Annotated in this window: 17 protein-coding genes; 14 read left to right on the top strand and 3 right to left on the bottom strand. The window is 60.1% G+C overall.

Annotated elements, in window-relative coordinates; genetic code table 11:
* Positions 1 to 56: 56 nt before the first annotated feature.
* Both mrcB and NOM06_RS16215 read left to right on the top strand, forming a co-directional pair.
* A complete protein-coding gene (gene mrcB / locus NOM06_RS16220; RefSeq protein WP_005335656.1) occupies positions 57 to 2,375 on the top strand; it encodes a penicillin-binding protein 1B in 2,319 nt (772 codons plus the stop codon).
* 58 nt (positions 2,376 to 2,433) lie between these two features.
* Positions 2,434 to 2,841, top strand: a complete 408-nt coding sequence (locus tag NOM06_RS16215) for a VOC family protein (protein ID WP_255912349.1) — start codon at positions 2,434 to 2,436, stop codon at positions 2,839 to 2,841.
* A gap of 73 nt (positions 2,842 to 2,914) precedes the next feature.
* Here the strand turns inward: NOM06_RS16215 and NOM06_RS16210 are convergent, their stop codons facing one another.
* Together NOM06_RS16210 and NOM06_RS16205 are read right to left on the bottom strand one after the other, a co-directional pair.
* Complete coding sequence (locus NOM06_RS16210; RefSeq protein WP_005335659.1) at positions 2,915 to 3,235, bottom strand: SMR family transporter; 321 nt, start codon at positions 3,233 to 3,235, stop codon at positions 2,915 to 2,917.
* Positions 3,232 to 3,618 (bottom strand): multidrug efflux SMR transporter, encoded by a 387-nt coding sequence (locus NOM06_RS16205; protein WP_005335660.1) that lies wholly within the window; start codon positions 3,616 to 3,618, stop codon positions 3,232 to 3,234. Before NOM06_RS16205 ends, NOM06_RS16210 begins: the two co-directional genes overlap by 4 nt.
* A gap of 158 nt (positions 3,619 to 3,776) precedes the next feature.
* Here NOM06_RS16205 and NOM06_RS16200 point away from each other — a divergent pair, with 158 nt between their 5' ends.
* The 3 genes from NOM06_RS16200 (at position 3,777) to ppa (ending at position 7,096) form a co-directional block, all read left to right on the top strand.
* Positions 3,777 to 4,658, top strand: a complete 882-nt coding sequence (locus tag NOM06_RS16200; protein WP_005354677.1) for a LysR family transcriptional regulator — start codon at positions 3,777 to 3,779, stop codon at positions 4,656 to 4,658.
* Between the two features lie 109 nt (positions 4,659 to 4,767).
* Complete coding sequence (locus NOM06_RS16195; RefSeq protein WP_255912348.1) at positions 4,768 to 6,348, top strand: DUF3369 domain-containing protein; 1,581 nt, start codon at positions 4,768 to 4,770, stop codon at positions 6,346 to 6,348.
* A 217-nt stretch (positions 6,349 to 6,565) separates the two neighbouring features.
* On the top strand, positions 6,566 to 7,096 hold the full coding sequence (gene ppa, locus NOM06_RS16190) for an inorganic diphosphatase (protein ID WP_005335667.1): 531 nt from the start codon (positions 6,566 to 6,568) through the stop codon (positions 7,094 to 7,096).
* A gap of 26 nt (positions 7,097 to 7,122) precedes the next feature.
* On the opposite strand, the gene NOM06_RS16185 is transcribed toward ppa, so the two are convergent.
* Positions 7,123 to 7,470, bottom strand: coding sequence for a hypothetical protein (locus NOM06_RS16185; protein ID WP_255912347.1), 348 nt, complete (start codon positions 7,468 to 7,470; stop codon positions 7,123 to 7,125).
* Between the two features lie 139 nt (positions 7,471 to 7,609).
* On the opposite strand from NOM06_RS16185, the gene NOM06_RS16180 reads away from it, so the two are divergent.
* From NOM06_RS16180 to NOM06_RS16140, 9 genes are all read left to right on the top strand, one after another.
* Entirely contained in the window at positions 7,610 to 8,500 is an 891-nt protein-coding gene (locus NOM06_RS16180; protein ID WP_255912346.1) for a hypothetical protein, read from the top strand.
* A gap of 220 nt (positions 8,501 to 8,720) precedes the next feature.
* Positions 8,721 to 9,263, top strand: coding sequence for a YtfJ family protein (locus NOM06_RS16175; protein WP_005343253.1), 543 nt, complete (start codon positions 8,721 to 8,723; stop codon positions 9,261 to 9,263).
* 45 nt (positions 9,264 to 9,308) lie between these two features.
* The gene (locus NOM06_RS16170) at positions 9,309 to 9,608 is read left to right on the top strand and encodes a DUF2607 family protein (protein ID WP_201978535.1); all 300 of its coding nucleotides are present in this window, start codon (positions 9,309 to 9,311) and stop codon (positions 9,606 to 9,608) included.
* Between the two features lie 31 nt (positions 9,609 to 9,639).
* Complete coding sequence (locus NOM06_RS16165) at positions 9,640 to 10,242, top strand: DUF2796 domain-containing protein (protein ID WP_108612589.1); 603 nt, start codon at positions 9,640 to 9,642, stop codon at positions 10,240 to 10,242.
* 4 nt (positions 10,243 to 10,246) lie between these two features.
* Positions 10,247 to 10,936 carry an ABC transporter ATP-binding protein gene (locus tag NOM06_RS16160; protein WP_255912344.1) on the top strand — a complete coding sequence of 230 codons (690 nt, stop codon included), beginning with the start codon at positions 10,247 to 10,249 and terminating at the stop codon, positions 10,934 to 10,936.
* Complete coding sequence (locus NOM06_RS16155) at positions 10,930 to 12,177, top strand: ABC transporter permease (protein WP_043821722.1); 1,248 nt, start codon at positions 10,930 to 10,932, stop codon at positions 12,175 to 12,177. Before NOM06_RS16160 ends, NOM06_RS16155 begins: the two co-directional genes overlap by 7 nt.
* Positions 12,178 to 12,208: 31 nt before the next feature.
* On the top strand, positions 12,209 to 12,682 hold the full coding sequence (locus tag NOM06_RS16150) for a DUF3299 domain-containing protein (RefSeq protein ID WP_159164292.1): 474 nt from the start codon (positions 12,209 to 12,211) through the stop codon (positions 12,680 to 12,682).
* 104 nt (positions 12,683 to 12,786) lie between these two features.
* Positions 12,787 to 13,647, top strand: coding sequence for a TIGR03899 family protein (locus NOM06_RS16145; RefSeq protein ID WP_151287401.1), 861 nt, complete (start codon positions 12,787 to 12,789; stop codon positions 13,645 to 13,647).
* A 276-nt stretch (positions 13,648 to 13,923) separates the two neighbouring features.
* Positions 13,924 to 15,561: a PAS domain-containing methyl-accepting chemotaxis protein gene (locus NOM06_RS16140; protein ID WP_255912343.1), complete on the top strand. Its 1,638-nt coding sequence runs from the start codon at positions 13,924 to 13,926 to the stop codon at positions 15,559 to 15,561.
* Positions 15,562 to 15,977 lie beyond the last annotated feature (416 nt).

The following is a 15,977-nucleotide window of genomic DNA, read 5'->3' as shown; positions in this document are numbered from 1 at the left end:
CGCTCGGACGTTCGCGAATGCGACATAACAAGTAGAAAGGAAAGCAAAGAGGATTTATGGCAACCCAACGACGCAAGCGTGCCCCCAAGAAGGCAGCGCCCAAACGCACCATCTGGCGCAAGCTGTTCTGGCTTGGCTTCAAGCTCTCCCTGGTGGTGGCGGCCTTTATGGTGGTGTTTGGCATCTACCTCGATACCAAGGTGCGCGAGCGCTTCGATGGCGAGAAGTGGCAGCTGCCGGTGATGGTCTACAGCCGCCCGCTGGAGCTCTACCCAAGTCAGCGCCTGTCGCGGGACCAGATGCTGCGCGAGCTCAACATGCTGAGCTACAAGCAGGTGCGCCAGCCTCACACGCCGGGTGAATACACCATCAACGGCAACCGCATCGAGCTTATTCGCCGTCCGTTCGAGTTCTATGATGGCGCCGATGGAGCCCGTGGCCTGCGCCTCACCTTCAACGGCCCGCGCCTTGAGGGGATCCAGTCGCTGGAGAACCAGCGCCAGCTCGGTTACGCCCAGATGGACCCGGTGCTGCTCGATCGCCTCAACACCGAAGATCGGGAAGATCGCCTGCTGGTGCGCATCGCCGAAGTGCCCGACAGCCTGCTGGTGACCCTGCTCACCACCGAAGATCGCGACTTCTACCAGCATGGCGGCGTCTCGCCGGTGGCCATCATGCGCGCCATGTTCGCCAACCTGATCGCGGGTCGTACCGTGCAGGGGGGCAGTACCCTGACCCAGCAGCTGGCCAAGAACTTCTTCCTGACCCGTGAACGCAGCCTGTGGCGCAAACTGCAGGAAGCCTATATGGCGGTGCTGATCGACTATCGCTACAGCAAGGACGAAATCCTGGAGTCCTACCTCAACGAGGTCTATCTGGGGCAGAACTTCTCGCAAGGGGTCTACGGCTTCGGGCTTGCCTCCTACTTCTACTTCGGCATTCCGGTCAACGAGCTGGATATCGATCAGGTCGCCCTGCTGGTCGGTCTGGTGAAAGGCCCCTCCTATTACGACCCATGGCGCTTCCCGGAGCGGGCCAAGACCCGCCGTGATCTGGTGCTGAAGCTGCTGATGGATCACGGCAGCCTGACCCAGGCCGAATATGAGCTGGCCAGCCGCCAGCCCCTGGGCATCATCGCCCGCGGCCAGATGAGTTATGGCCGTACCCCGGCCTTTATGGGACTGCTCAAGCGAGAGATCCAGAGCCGCTTCGGCGCCGATCTGCTCAAGCAGTCTGGCCTCAAGATCTTCACCAGCCTCGACCCCATCGCCCAGCACGCGGCCGAGCGAGCGGTCGAATCGGGCCTCGCCGATATCGAAAAACTGCGCGGCAAGAAGAAGCTGGAGGCGGCCATGGTGGTCTCCGACTGGCACAAGGGCGAAGTGGTGGCGCTGGTGGGTGGCCGCGATCCCCGCTACGCCGGGTTCAACCGGGCGCTGGATGCCCGCCGCCAGATCGGTTCGCTGGTGAAACCGGCGGTCTACCTCACCGGTCTCTCCAACGGTCTGACGCTCGCGACCCCGCTCAAAGATCAGCCGATCCGCATTCGCGGTCAGGATGGCCAGGTCTGGACGCCGCAAAACTACGATCGCAAGTTCCGCCAGAGCGTGCCGCTGATGGATGCATTGGCCAGCTCCCTCAACGTGCCGACCGTCAATCTGGGTCTGCAAGTGGGGCTGGAGAAGGTTGTCGACACCCTGCACAAGCTGGGAGTCCAGCAGGAGATCCAGCCCTACCCGTCGCTGGTGCTGGGGGCGGTGGCCCTCTCCCCGCTGGAGGTGAACCAGATGTATCTGCCCATCGCCAATCAAGGACTGACCCAGCCGCTGTCGGCCATTCGCGCCGTAGTCAACGGTGATGGCAGCCTGCTCTATCAGCATGATCAGACCGCCAAGCGGGTCACCGACCAGCAGGCAAGCTGGCTGACCCTGTTCGCCATGACCAAGACGGTGAGTCAGGGCACGGCCCGCGCCCTCAGCGCCAAGTTCCCGGGCGCCACCATGGCGGCCAAGACAGGCACCACCAACGAGCTGCGCGACTCCTGGTTTGCCGGGATGGACAACAACGAGCTGGTCAGTATCTGGGTCGGTCGCGACGACAACACCCCGGCGGGCTTGACCGGTGCCAGCGGTGCTCTGCAGCTCTTTAGCGGCTACATGAGCCAGCGCGGCGTCAACAGTCTGGGATTGAAGATGCCGGAAGGGGTCACCTGGGCCAACTTCTCCCGCGCCAGCGGCACCCGCGTCACCAGCGACTGCCCGGGCAGCCTGCAGGTGCCGGCCAAAGCCTCCACCATGGGCTCCCCGGCCGGTTGCGCCAGCAGTGCATCGCCGCGCAGTGCGCTGGATGACTGGTTCGGCGGTTTCTTCAACTAGATCAACGACACGGGCAGAGCAGGCTGCCCGTTCACTATGCTGCTGACAAGGAAACACCATGACCTTTCCGCTGTTTGACGCCATCCACCATGTGGCCATCATCGCCAGCGATTACCCACGCTCGCGCCACTTCTACCACGAGGTGCTGGGGCTGCCCATCATCGCCGAGACCCTGCGCGAAGCGCGCCAGTCATGGAAACTGGATCTGGCCCTGCCGGACGGCAGCCAGCTGGAGCTGTTCAGCTTCCCCTCGCCTCCCGAGCGCCCCTCCAGGCCCGAGGCGTGCGGCCTGCGCCATCTCGCCTTTCGGGTCAGCGACCTTGACCGGGTCATCGCCCACCTGCTGACCAATCGGGTCGAGGTAGAGCCGGTGCGGGTGGACGAGCTGACCGGCAAGCGCTTTACCTTCTTCGCCGACCCCGACGGCCTGCCGCTGGAGCTCTACGAAGCGCCGCGCTTAGCCTGAGTCGGTCAAACAGTCGGCCAAACAAAAAGCCGCTCGGTTGCAACCGGGCGGCTTTTCTTATTGCTTCAGGTTATCAGGCGGTAGTCAACATAACGACCGCCAGCGCCATCACCATCATGCCAGCCCAGCCGATGGGCTTGAGCCGCTCACCGAAGAAGAGCAAACCGCCCAGCGCCGTACCGACGATGCCGATAGCCCCCCAGGTGGCGTAGGCAACAGCCAGGTCAATCTGGCCGCCACTTACCGCTTCCGAGAGCAGGGTAAAGGCGCCGAGTACCAGCATGATCCCCAGGAATCCCCACCCCTTGTAACGAAAACCCTTGGAGCGGTTGATGGCCATGTTGGCGCCGATATCGATCAGTGCGGCACCCAATACAATCACAAACGGACTCATGCTGTGGCCTCCGCTTCTACTGACTTGTCTGCAGGCTCATCATGGGTCTCCCCCATGGTCACCATAACAATCCCCACTATCGCGAGAGCAAGGCCAATCAGCTCCTGAACGGTCACATCGTAACCAAGGAACATGACCGACACTATGGTGATCAAGGTGATCCCGAGCCCCTCCCAGAGCGCAAACGCAATACCAATGGAGATTGTTTTGGCGGCTTTCGCCAGCAACCAGTACGAGAAACCGATCAACAACCACATCGGGATGTAATTCATCCAGCCAGCTCCCTGCTCGGGGATCATGGCCATGCTGGAGGTACCGGCGACCTCGGTCACGATGGCACCGGTCAAAAACAGCCGGGCCAGAAACATGCGACTTAATAACATATAAGATGCCTTTGTTGCTTCGACGGGAGAGATGGTAAACGGGGAGAAGCAACTCGCGACAATCGCTCAGCGTCGATTATTCCGACGCCACAGGTTTGCCTTGCCTTGGTTCGACACGCTAAGGTGATAGTGAAAAACTCCGCCATCGCCTGTAAAACATGAAGCTATATCAGATAGAACTCTTTGTAGAGTCCGCCAATAGTGGCTCTATTGCCAACACTGCCCGTCGCCTCGGCAAAAGCCGCAGCGCCGTCAGCACCGCCATCGCGGCGCTGGAAGTTGAGCTTGGCGTCGAACTTTTTGAACGAGGAGCCAATCAGAGTCGCCTGACCGAGATCGGCGAGCTGGTGCTTGATGATTGCACTCGCCTGCTGCAGGCAGCCAACAGCCTGCAGCAGAAGTGCAAACATTACGCCTCGGGGGCCGAAGTGGCGCTGCGGGTTGCCCGCGATGACGCCATTCCCGAGCCGGTGTGGCGCGAGATGCTGGCCAGCCTGCACAATCAGTTTCCCGGTACCAGTATCTCGCTAGTGCTCGCCTCCCCACCCGAACTGCCGGCGCTGGTGGAAGAGGGGTTCGTTGATGCCGCCTTTGGCCTTATTACCGAAGATCAGGAGCGCAGCGGCCTCAATATCGACGTGCTCAACCCGATCCGCACCCTGATGGTGGTGGCGCCCAGCCATCCGCTGGCCGGACTGAAGCGGGTCAAACAGCAGGATCTGACCGATCACACCCAGGTTACCCTCTCGTATGTAGATGAATTTTCTGTAAAAAGCCTGCTACCTGTGGGAGGGCAGCATATCGGTCTCTCCAGCTTCGAGTTGATGCGCAATGCGGTGCTGGACGGGCTGGGCTGGGCAGTGCTCCCCTCGCCTCTGATCCAGAGTCAGCTACGACAAGGCTCCCTGCTGACCCTGAAACACAAGTTCAGCCTGCAGTGGCGAGATTACGGGGTCTATCTGGCGGAAAACGCCTATCACGGCAAGGTGTTGGCCTGGTTGAAGAAGTCGATCCAGGGGTATCTGGAACCTTTTGAGTAGCGATAAAGAGGCGGAGCCAGCTCACGATATCTGCTTATCCTGATGATCCGAGCGGATGTGATCGTGCATACTGTTCACATACTCATTGAGCGCCGGAGGCGTAACCGATATGAGCAGTGCCCAAGACAAGGACGATATCTTGCTGGACGACGACATCATCGAACTCGATGATGAGGAGGTCGTGGTCCCCAAGGCACTCAACCCATGGCAAGTGCTGATCGTGGATGATGAGCCGGATATCCATCATGCCACCCGCCTGGCCCTCTCCAACATTCACTACAAATCCCGTCCGCTGGAGCTGCTCAATGCCTACAGCGGCGCCGAAGCTGGCCGCATGCTGGAGGCCAATCCCAGGATTGCGCTGATACTGCTCGATGTGGTGATGGAGACCGAAGACGCTGGTCTGCGGCTGGTGCACCGGATCCGCAACGAAATGCATAACTCACTGGTGCGGATCGTGCTGCGTACCGGCCAACCCGGCCAAGCCCCCGAGCAGCGGGTGATCCTCGATTACGACATCAACGACTACAAGACCAAGACCGAGCTGACGGTACAAAAGCTCTACACCACTGTCATCGCATCCCTGCGTTCATACGAAACCCTCAGCGCCATCGACAAGAGCCGCCAGGGGCTCGGCAAAATTCTCGAAGGGGCGGGCGATCTCTACCATCTTCATTCACTCAAGGAGTTTGCCTCCGGCGTGCTGAAACAGATCAGCGCCATTCTCGATGTGGGCACCGAAGGGGCTATCTGCGCCGAGCGCCGTCCCGGCGAACAGGGGCTGGAGATCCTCGCCGCCACCGGCGACTACGAGACTCTGCTGGATGACGGCAAGATCACCGACTTTCCCACCCTCAATGACTCGGTCCTGAAGGCACTGGCGGCGCGCTGCAACCGCTTTGAACACCCGCAGGACTCCCTCTATATCGCCGCCCAGAATGGTCGCGAGTTCGTGTTGAGTTTTACCCCAACCCAGCCCCTCGATCCCCTCGAGTGCGACCTGCTGGATGTCTTCTGTCAGCGCATCTCGGCGGCCTACGACAACCTCTATCTCTACAACCAGTTACTGCGCGCCCAGGAGGCCACCGTGGTGGCACTGGCGGCGCTGGCAGAGTTTCGCGACTCCGATACCGGCGAGCATGTCTTGCGGGTGCAGAAGCTCTCGGATGCCATCGTGGCCGAATTGAAGCAGATGGCGGCCTATCCCGAGCAGCTAACCCCGGAGTTTGTCGAGATGATCGGCATGGCCTCCATCCTGCACGATGTGGGCAAGGTGGGCACCCCGGATCATATCCTGCACAAGCCCGGTCGTTTCGACCCGGAAGAGCGGGCCATCATGGAGCAGCACGCCGGTATCGGCGCCAATATCCTGCACAAGGCTGGCGAAATGGTGGAGGGAACCAGCTACCTCTCGCTGGGGGCCGAAATCGCTCGGGGCCACCATGAGCACTTCGATGGCAAGGGCTACCCGCAGCAGCTGGCTGGCCAGCAGATCCCGCTGTCAGCGCGGATTGTGGCGGTGGTCGATGTGTTCGATGCCCTGCTCAGCAAGCGCCCCTACAAGAAGCCCTGGACGCTGACGCAGACCATGGAGTATATCCAGTCCCGCTCCGGCACCCAGTTTGACCCTCATGTAGTGACAGCCCTGTCGCGACTGGTCAATGAGTCGAGACTCCCCTACTCGCTCTGACCCCCTTTGCTCGCAGCTCCACATGCCCTGCCGATGACCAAGGTCAGCGGCAGGGCATCAAAACAGCAGTTTTGTTGCATCCCGCACACATCAAAACGCCGCAAAGCGGAAACATCCCCCCTTCTTTGTTAGCGATAGCCGCTGAAATATGGTCATTTAACATCACATCGCTATAATATCGGCCTGCAAACCTGATACTAACAACGAAGGAATTATCATGAGCCTGAACCTGGTACCGGCCGGCAAGAGCCTGCCCGACGATATCTATGTCATCATCGAAATCCCGCAGAATGCCGACCCGATCAAATACGAAGTCGACAAGGACAGCGGTGCTATTTTCGTCGATCGCTTCATGTCTACCCCGATGTTCTATCCGTGCAACTACGGCTACGTGAACGCGACTCTCTCTCTGGATGGTGACCCCGTCGACGTACTGGTTCCGACCCCCTACCCGCTGCTGGCCGGTTCCGTCATTCGCTGCCGTCCGGTTGGCGTGCTGAAGATGACCGACGAATCTGGCGAAGATGCCAAGATCGTTGCTGTACCGCACTCCAAGCTGACCAAGCAGTACGACCACATCCAGGATGTGAACGATCTGCCGGAACTGCTGAAAGCCCAGATCCAGCACTTCTTCGAGCGCTACAAAGAGCTGGAAGCGGGCAAATGGGTCAAGGTGGAAGGTTGGGGCGACAAGGCCGCTGCCGAAGCCGAGATCAAGACCTCTGCCGAGCGTTACGCTGCCAAGTAAGCGTCACCCAGAATGAGAAAGGCGCCTTATGGCGCCTTTTTTGTCGGTATTTGCGGCAGCTGACCGGCTGCATCTCCAGCAGGATTGCCCTGAATGTATATTTCACGACCATCTTTCTGGTAGGGACGATAGTAATCACCGCCACAGCGATAGCCGCCGCCCGGCTGGCTCATCAGTTCGCAGTTGACCGGCAATACCTCCAGCCACTTGATGGCCTGCTGGAAGCGCAGCCACTCCTGCCATTCGTGTTCGCGCGCCAGCTGATCGCGCAGGGCAAAGGTATCCGCAACGGACATCCCCTTGTTGACGATCACCTGACCCGCCATGGCTGGCAGGCTGAGCAGCCCAAACAGCACTATGATCCAAGGCTTCATAACCCCTCCAGAGTGACTTAATTTCACAATTAAATTAAAAGTCACATCAATCTGTTATCCAGATCACAAAACGAAACATCACCAAAGTGGTGCCGGCTCACCTAGTTGTTAATTATCGTCCACGGCAGGAAGCACCACCATGAAGCTGACCCCCGCGCTGTTGCTCAGCCTCACTCTCTGCACCACCCTTGGTGCTACAAGCAACGCCAGCGAGATCAACATGAGCTGGCAGTGGCAATCCACCGATGGCCAGCGCAAGCACTTCCAGCTGACCACCGACGATCAGGTGATGGCCGCCAGTCGCCACGAGATGAGCCTGCTGAAGGCCTCTCTCACCAATCCGCTGGAGACCCTTTACGCCTACATCAGCCCGCGGCTCTACAACAGCATCAACCTGATCAATCAGAGCAGCCCAGAGACCGCTACCAAATTTCGCAATCTGGAGCAGGCCTTCACCCTGCGGGACGACAGCATGGAGTCGCTGCTGTTCTGGCAAGCCTACCAGCAGTATCAGGAGGATGCCTTCTACCAGATGAGGGTGATCCCCTGCGTCCATCCGGCCAATCGCAAACTGCCTTGCGTGCGACCCGATTACTCCCAGATCTTCTACCACTTCAAAGGGCACCTCAAGCCGCTGGCGCAGCAATTTGCGGCCAAGGATCTCGCCACCAGCGTCAGCCTGCTGCAGGAGTGGCTGAACGCCATCCCCACCCAGCCGGAGCAGCTGGATCACTTCGCGCCGCCGCTACAGGCACTGCAGGATAACAAGGCCGACAGCGACGAGAAGGCGCTGCTGATGGCCAGCCTGCTGGCAGAGCTGGCCCCGCAATATGTGCTCAGCATCATCTATCCGGATATCAGTATCGGCAGCGTCTCCCCTGCCTGGCTGGCCATTACGGCAGACAGTGGCGTACCCGGTGATGTGGTGGTGATCAACAATCAGCGTCATGTGCTGCTGACCGGCTCATCCCTGCTGGCCCAGCAGATGACCATGGCCAAGATCCCCCTCATCAGCGAGTCGCTCTACTGACGCAGACAGCTCAGACCAGCAGCCAATTCATTGATTTTTATCGATGTCATGCCATCCTAGCCGCCCTTGCCAGCCAACCTCCTGACTGGCGGGGCGCCGACGCTTCTGAATTGCGATCTTATTTAACACTTTTTAAACAGATCCGATCAGTTTAGGATGAAGCTCGCCCATTCCCTCAATCCGAAACTCGTTATAACATAACAAATGGAGTGTCATCAGGATGAAACATCTCGTACTTACTTTGGCGCTGCTGCCATCTCTGGTCTTTGCTCACAACTTCAAGGATGGCAACCCGGTGCCTCTGGTCAATGTCAGCGACAAGGGCGAGCTGGTACTGAACGGCAAGGATATCGGCTACCAGCCGTGGCAGAGCACCTCGCTCACCGGCAAGGTGTTTCTGATCCAGCATATTGCCGGTCGCTCCAGTGCCAAGGAGCTGAACGCCCCGATGATCGAGGCGATCAAGGCCGCCAAACTGCCGCAAGACAAGTACCAGACCGTTACCGTCATCAACAGCAATGACGCCATCTGGGGCACCTCCGGCTTCGTGAAGAGCAGTGCCGAGGACAGCAAGAAAGAGTTCCCATGGTCCGCCATGGTGCTGGATGCCAAGGGCATGGCGCGCAACGCCTGGGATCTGACGCCGGAAAGCTCGGCGATCATCCTGCTGGATAAAGAGGGCAAGGTGCTGTTTGCCAAAGATGGCCAGCTCGATGCCAACAACATTGCTACCGTGATGGGGCTCATCAAGTCCCATCTCTAAGTCAGAGAGATAAGGGCGCTGATGGCGCCCTTTCCATAAGGGTCTATGGGTCGTATCAAACTGAAAATCTGGATCTTGCTGCTAGGCTGGTTATGGCTGCAGCCTGCCCTTGCCCGGCACCAGTTTGAATCTGCCCTGCCCGGCCACGATGACCATCACTGCCTGATTTGCGCCCTCCATCTGGATGGCAAGCAGGTCATCACCGCCACACCCTATTGTTTCCCCGGTTCGACCTCTGTTCTGCCCGCAGTTGCAACCATGCAACGCTCGGCGGATACCGCCACGCTGCACAGCTATGCCATCCGTGCGCCGCCCGCCTCTGCTTTTCTCTATCCCTTTGTTTAATTTCGCTATTTGTTTTGAAAAAGGATTAAAGATGAAAGCAGTTACTCTGTTGCTGGCCGCTGCGGCCTTTGGCGCACACGCCAATCACGACGAACACGAGAGCCACAGCCACGGCGCCCACGAGCATGGCCACGGCCACCTCAATCTGGTGGTCGATGGCGACCAGTTGATGATCGAACTGCAGGCCCCAGCTGCCGATCTGGTGGGCTTCGAGCACGCAGCCAAGAGCGATGAAGAGAAGGCGCAGTATGCCAAGGCGGTCGCCCGCCTCCAGCAGCCTGATGCCCTGTTCCGCTTCGACCCGGCCGCTGGCTGCAAACTGACCCAGCAGGAGCTGCAAGCTGCCAAAGAAGAGCATGATCACGACCATGACCATGACCATGACCATGACCATGACCATGACAAGGCTGCCAGCGACGAACATGAACACCACCATGATCATGACGAAGCAGGTCACGCCGATATGGGCGCCATGTACACCTACACCTGCGCCACACCGGCCAAACTGACCGGCCTTGAGGCGACCCTGTTCAGCGTCTATCCGAGCCTTGAGAAGCTGAGCGTGCAGGGGATCCTGCCTACCGGCCAGACCGCTGGCGAGCTGACCCCATCCGCCAACAAGCTGAGCTGGTAACGCCATGAAAAAAGCCGTGGTTGAGATCCGCGATCTGGCCTTTGCCTGGCCAGGTGGCGACGCTGTACTCGATCTGCCCGCCCTCACCATCCGCGAGGGTGAGCGGGTCTTTATCAAGGGGCCGTCAGGCTCCGGCAAATCGACCCTGCTCGGGTTGCTGGCCGGGATCCAGACCGCCAACCACGGCACCCTGGAGGTGCTGGGCCAACCGTTGGCCCGGCTCTCTGGCCGTGCCCGTGACCACTTCCGGGCGGCCAATCTGGGTTATATCTTCCAGCAGTTCAATCTGCTGCCCTTTCTCTCGGTGCAGGACAACGTGACCGCTGCCCTCACCTTCTCTCCCGCCAAACGGGCCCGCCTGCAAGGGAGTCCGGAGCAGGAGGCGCGTCGTCTGCTGGCGGAGCTGCAACTGCCGGATGACGCGCTGCATCGTCCCGTCCATGCCCTCAGCATCGGCCAGCAGCAGCGGGTTGCTGCCGCACGGGCGCTGATCGGCTCGCCGCCACTGGTGATCGCTGACGAGCCCACCTCGGCCCTCGACACCGACAACCGGGCGGCCTTTATCAAGCTGTTGTTCGAGGAGTGCGACAAGCGGGGCTCGACTCTGATCTTCGTCAGCCACGACCCTTATCTCGAACCCCTGTTCCCGCGGGTCGAAAACCTGCAACAGCTCAACCGGAGGGCATCATGCTAAAGCTAGCCCTGCAAAGTCTCTGGGCCCGCCGCCTTACCGCCGGTCTCACCCTGCTGGCCGTCGCCATCAGCGTCACCCTGCTGCTCGGGGTGGAGCGGGTGCGCACCCAGGCCCGTGAAAGCTTCTCCAACACCGTCTCGGGAACCGATCTCATCGTCGGCGCCCGCTCCGGCCAGGTTAACCTGCTGCTCTACTCGGTGTTTCGCATCGGCAACCCCACCAACAACGTGGGGTGGGACTCCTATCAGGCCATCAAGCAGAAACCGGGCGTCGCCTGGACCATCCCGCTTTCCCTTGGTGACTCCCACAAGGGATTTCGGGTGCTCGGCACCAATGGCGACTACTTCACTCACCTGAAGTACGGTCAGCAACAGTCGCTGCAACTGCGGGAAGGTCGGCCGTTCGACACGCCGTTTGAAGCGGTGCTTGGCGCCCAGGTGGCCGAGAAGCTCGGCTATCACCTCGACCAATCCATCGTCATCGCCCACGGTGCTGGCAACACCTCGTTCAGCCAGCACGACAATCTGCCGTTCAAGGTGGTGGGTATTCTGGCGCCGACCGGTACGCCCATCGATCGCACCATCCATGTGCCGCTGGCGGGGATTGAGGCGATCCATCTGGGCTGGGATACCGGCCGCCACAGCAAGAACGTGACGCCGGAGCAGGCGCTGGCGCAGGATCTCACCCCGAAAACCATCACCGCCTTTATGGTGGGGCTGAGCAACCGCATTCTGGCGTTCCAGCTGCAACGCAGCGTCAACACCTATCCCAAAGAGCCGCTGATGGCGATCCTGCCGGGGGCCGCCCTGCAGGAGCTGTGGAGCCTGATGAGCGTGGCGGAAACCGCTCTCTCGGTCATCGCCGGTTTCGTGGTGGTAGCGGGCCTGATCGGCATGCTGACCACATTGCTGGCGGGGCTTAACGAGCGGCGCCGGGAGCTCGCCATCTTGCGATCCCTCGGCGCGGGCCCTGCCCACCTGTTCCTGCTGCTGGCGCTGGAGGCCATGGCGCTGACCACGGTCGGCATCGCTCTCGGGGTCGCAGTGCTCTATCTGGGGCAGGGGCTTGCCTCGCCCTGGCTGCTCAGCCACTATGGCCTGCAACTGAGCCTGGGGCTTCCGAGCACCTACGAGTGGCAGTTGCTGGGGGTAGTCTGGCTGGCAGGCATGGTGATCGGCCTGCTCCCTGCTGCCCGCGCTTACCGCTACAGCCTGAGCGATGGCATGAGCATTCGCGTCTAGCGAGACGCCCAAAATAGAAACAGAAGGACAGATGATGAAGTGGAAAATTGTGGCGCTGCTCGCCAGCCTGCTGGTGCTGCCCGCCCTGGCCGCCGATTACAAGACCATCGACTGGGATGTACTGATCCCGGAAGGGGAGAAACTGCTGCCACCGCCCCAGGTCAATCACGAAGATCCCATGTCGGTTCCGCAACCGGTGGGTGGGGTAAACAAGAAGCTGGACAACCAGGATGTGCGCATTCCGGGCTTCGTGGTGCCGCTGGAAGGGGATGCCAAGAAGATCACCGCCTTCCTGCTGGTGCCCTACTTCGGCGCCTGCATCCATGTGCCGCCGCCCCCCACCAATCAGGTGATCTATGTGAGCTACCCCAAGGGTGCGCCGGTGGATGACCTGTGGGATGCCATCTGGGTGAAGGGCAAGATGCGCACGATCAGCTCCAGCCACGAGATGGCCACCGCCTCCTATTCGATGGAAGCGGTCGAGGTGAGCGTCTACGAGGAGTAATACTCCCGTTGCAAAAAAAGCGGCCTCCACGGAGGCCGCTTTGTTATCTTGGCATCCCGGTTGGAGTAACATTCAGCTCCAGAACCTGTGCGAATGGAGTCAGCATGGCAGACCTCCCCCCCCCGAAAAAAGAGAGTTCGATCCTGAGCAGCCAGGAGCAGACCCTGCGTCTGGCCCGCAGTCGCGGCATCGACGGCATGCTCACCCGCAACAGCGACAGCACCTTCGAACAGCGCGCCACCTTTCGCCATCTGGCGGATCAGGCCGCCCGCCAGCGCAATCTGGAAGCCATCATGGTGATGGCCTCCCGCCACTGTGAAGAGACCGCGGCTGGCGGCGAGATGGACAGCGACTGGCTGACCCGCTTTCTGCAACTGGCGGAAGATATCAGCATGGTGCCGATGCAGCAGCTGTGGGGGCGGATCTTCGCGCTGGAAGTCGCCACGCCGGGCCGCTTCTCCATTCGGGCGCTCGCCACCCTCAAAGAGATGACCCAGCGCGAGGCCCAGCTGTTCCAGCGCATCTGTTCACTGACTTGCCACTACACCGGCAGCGACGAGCAACGGCTGCTGCTGGGGCTGCACAAGGGGGCCAGCCTGCTGAGTCGCGCCAAGGCAACGCGCCTTGGCCTTGGCAAATACCGACTGCCCTACAACGCCCTGCTGCAACTGTTTGAGCTGGGGCTGCTGCATCGCGCGGAGCTGGAGTCAGGCCCGCTGCCCGCCGATGGGGTCGAGCTGGAGTTCGGCAACCAGCGCTGGCGGCTGCAGTGCAAGCAGAACAACATCACCCTGCTCTACTACCGGCTCACCCCGGTGGGCAACGAGCTCGCCCAGCTGCTGCAAGAGTCGCCGCTGGAGGAGTACCTGCAAGATCTGAAAACCGTGCTGGTGCAGGGTATCCAGATTGAAGTGATGCAGCTCGTCAGCGCCCCCTCCTCACCCGCTCCCGACCCTCTCCCCTGATCTCTGGCGGGGCAGCTGATGCCCCGTCGGTTCGTGGCTCCTTCGCATCAAGCTGCTGGCTCCCAGCTCATGGGCTTGACCAGAATAGGTTGCAAATTGCAGATGCCGCAAAGACACACCCCGTCTGCTCCATTGCATATTGCAAACAGCAACGTTCTTTTCCTGCCAAAACGGCCCTAATAACACATCAGTCATTAGCTTTTGCCAGCTGGCCCGCCCCTTGCACATGTCTTGATGCAGATCAAAATTTAACCATCACAGCTCGGGAGCAAGGCCATGAGAATCAATCAACCGGTTACCCAAAGAGAACGTCTCTATCCAGACCACCAGAGCCTGATCTCCACCACGGATCTGGAGAGCCGCATCACCTACGCCAACGATGAGTTCTGCGAGATAGCAGGCTTCTCGCTCGACGAACTGGTGGGGGAACATCACAATCTGGTGCGTCATCCTGACATGCCGAAACAGGCCTTTGCCGATCTGTGGAACCATATCCGCGAAGGCAAGAGCTGGATGGGACCAGTGAAAAACCGTTGCAAGAGTGGCGACCACTACTGGGTCAGCGCCTTTGTCACCCCCATCAAGGATGCCAGCGGCCGGGTGGTGGAGTATCAGTCGGTGCGCACCGCCCCGAGCGAGGAGATCAAACAGCGGGCCGAGAAGGTCTATGCCGACCTTCGCAACAACAAGCTGCCGCTGGCGCTCAAGCTGCCCACCTTCTCCCATACCCTGACCATCAACCTCTGCCTGCTGCTGAGCCTGCTCGCCATGTTTGCACTGGGCTACAACCACGACATGAACTGGCAACTGGCGCTGGTCGCCCTGCCGCTGGCGATAGCGGCCATCACCCTGAATGCCCTCTCCCGCCGCCTCGGCAAGCTCAACAAGATGGCCCGCAGCCGCTTTGACAACCCGCTGATGCAGCTGCTCTACACCAACAAGGTGGACAACATCGCCGCCATCGAACTCTCGATGGTGATGAATCAGGCCGAATTCAACGCCGTGCTGGCCCGCACCCAACAGACCTGCAGCAAGATCCTGCAAGCCGCCGAGGGGGATCTGCGCAACGCCGAATCCATCACCGACAACCTGCAACAACAGCAGGCCGAAACCAATCAGGTAGCGACCGCCGTGACCGAAATGTCGGAATCCATTCGCGAGGTGTCACAAAGCTCGACTGACTCCTCCAGCCTGCTGGATGAAACGGCCGTGCTGTTCAAGAGCGGCAACAGTAGCGTGGCCGAAACCGTGGCTGCCGTGGCGGGCATGAACAGCGAACTTATCACCTCCAAGAGCGTGATCAGTGCGCTGGTCGGCCACTGCCGCGATATCGACGGCATCCTCGATGTGATCAACAACATCGCCAACCAGACCAACCTGCTGGCCCTCAACGCCGCCATCGAAGCGGCCCGGGCTGGCGAAGCGGGTCGCGGCTTCTCGGTAGTGGCCGACGAGATCCGCACCCTCGCCATCAAGACCCAATCCTCGACCAGTGAGATCCAGAAGATGATCACCGAGCTGCAAAACAGCTCTGGCGAGGCTGAGCAAGCGATGGAGAAGGGCTGCCAACTCTCCGAGAGCTGCCAGCAAAAAGCCTCGGCAACCGGCACCATACTCCAGCAGATCAACGATATGCTGCAGCAGGTGGCCTCCGGCAGCGGCCAGATTGCCCAGGCGGTGCAGGAGCAGTTCCACGTCACCGCCGAGATCAACCGCAACGTGCTCAGCATCAAGACCCTGGCCGATGACTCCAGCGTCGGCAGCCAGCACGCCGTGCACGGCATCACCCAGCTGGTCAACCAGTTGAGCGATCTCGACCGGCTGGTACGCCAGTTCCAGAAGGGGGCTCCGACAAGCCAAAGCCGCTACGAAGTGGCCACCACCCGCGCCGTTCCGGCTCGCCAAGCGAGATAACCACAATCCAAACAATCGCCGCAGAAAAAACCTATGGGCCTTTGGGCTCATAGGGTTTTTTAATGCCCGCCAACAAGAGGGAGAGACTCCCGCTTTCACTGTCCGATTTCCCTCTGCGCTAATGGGCCCAAGCGGTTGGGCGACCACATTTAAACCCATTAATGATTAATTTGTTGATCTTGCTCAGGAAACGGCCCGCTTGCGCTTTTCACCCCAGCCCCGTTCGGTAACATAGCCGCTTGGCAACCCCTCGTCGGAGTCAGCCATGAGCCAAACCAGTGCCATATCGCAGGTAAAAAGCAGCAAACTGGAGGCTGAAATTCAGGGGCGGTAGCGTGGTTTTGTAGTGGTCTAATCATCCCGGACACCATTTTAGGTGGTACAGTCGCCACCATGACCTGAGGTGTTCAATGACA

The sequence above is a fragment of the Aeromonas sp. JL9 genome (genome assembly GCF_024436075.1).
GTDB lineage: Bacteria > Pseudomonadota > Gammaproteobacteria > Enterobacterales > Aeromonadaceae > Aeromonas > Aeromonas veronii.
Note: the sequence above shows the minus strand (reverse complement) of the source record. Positions and strands in the feature narration are given on the sequence as shown.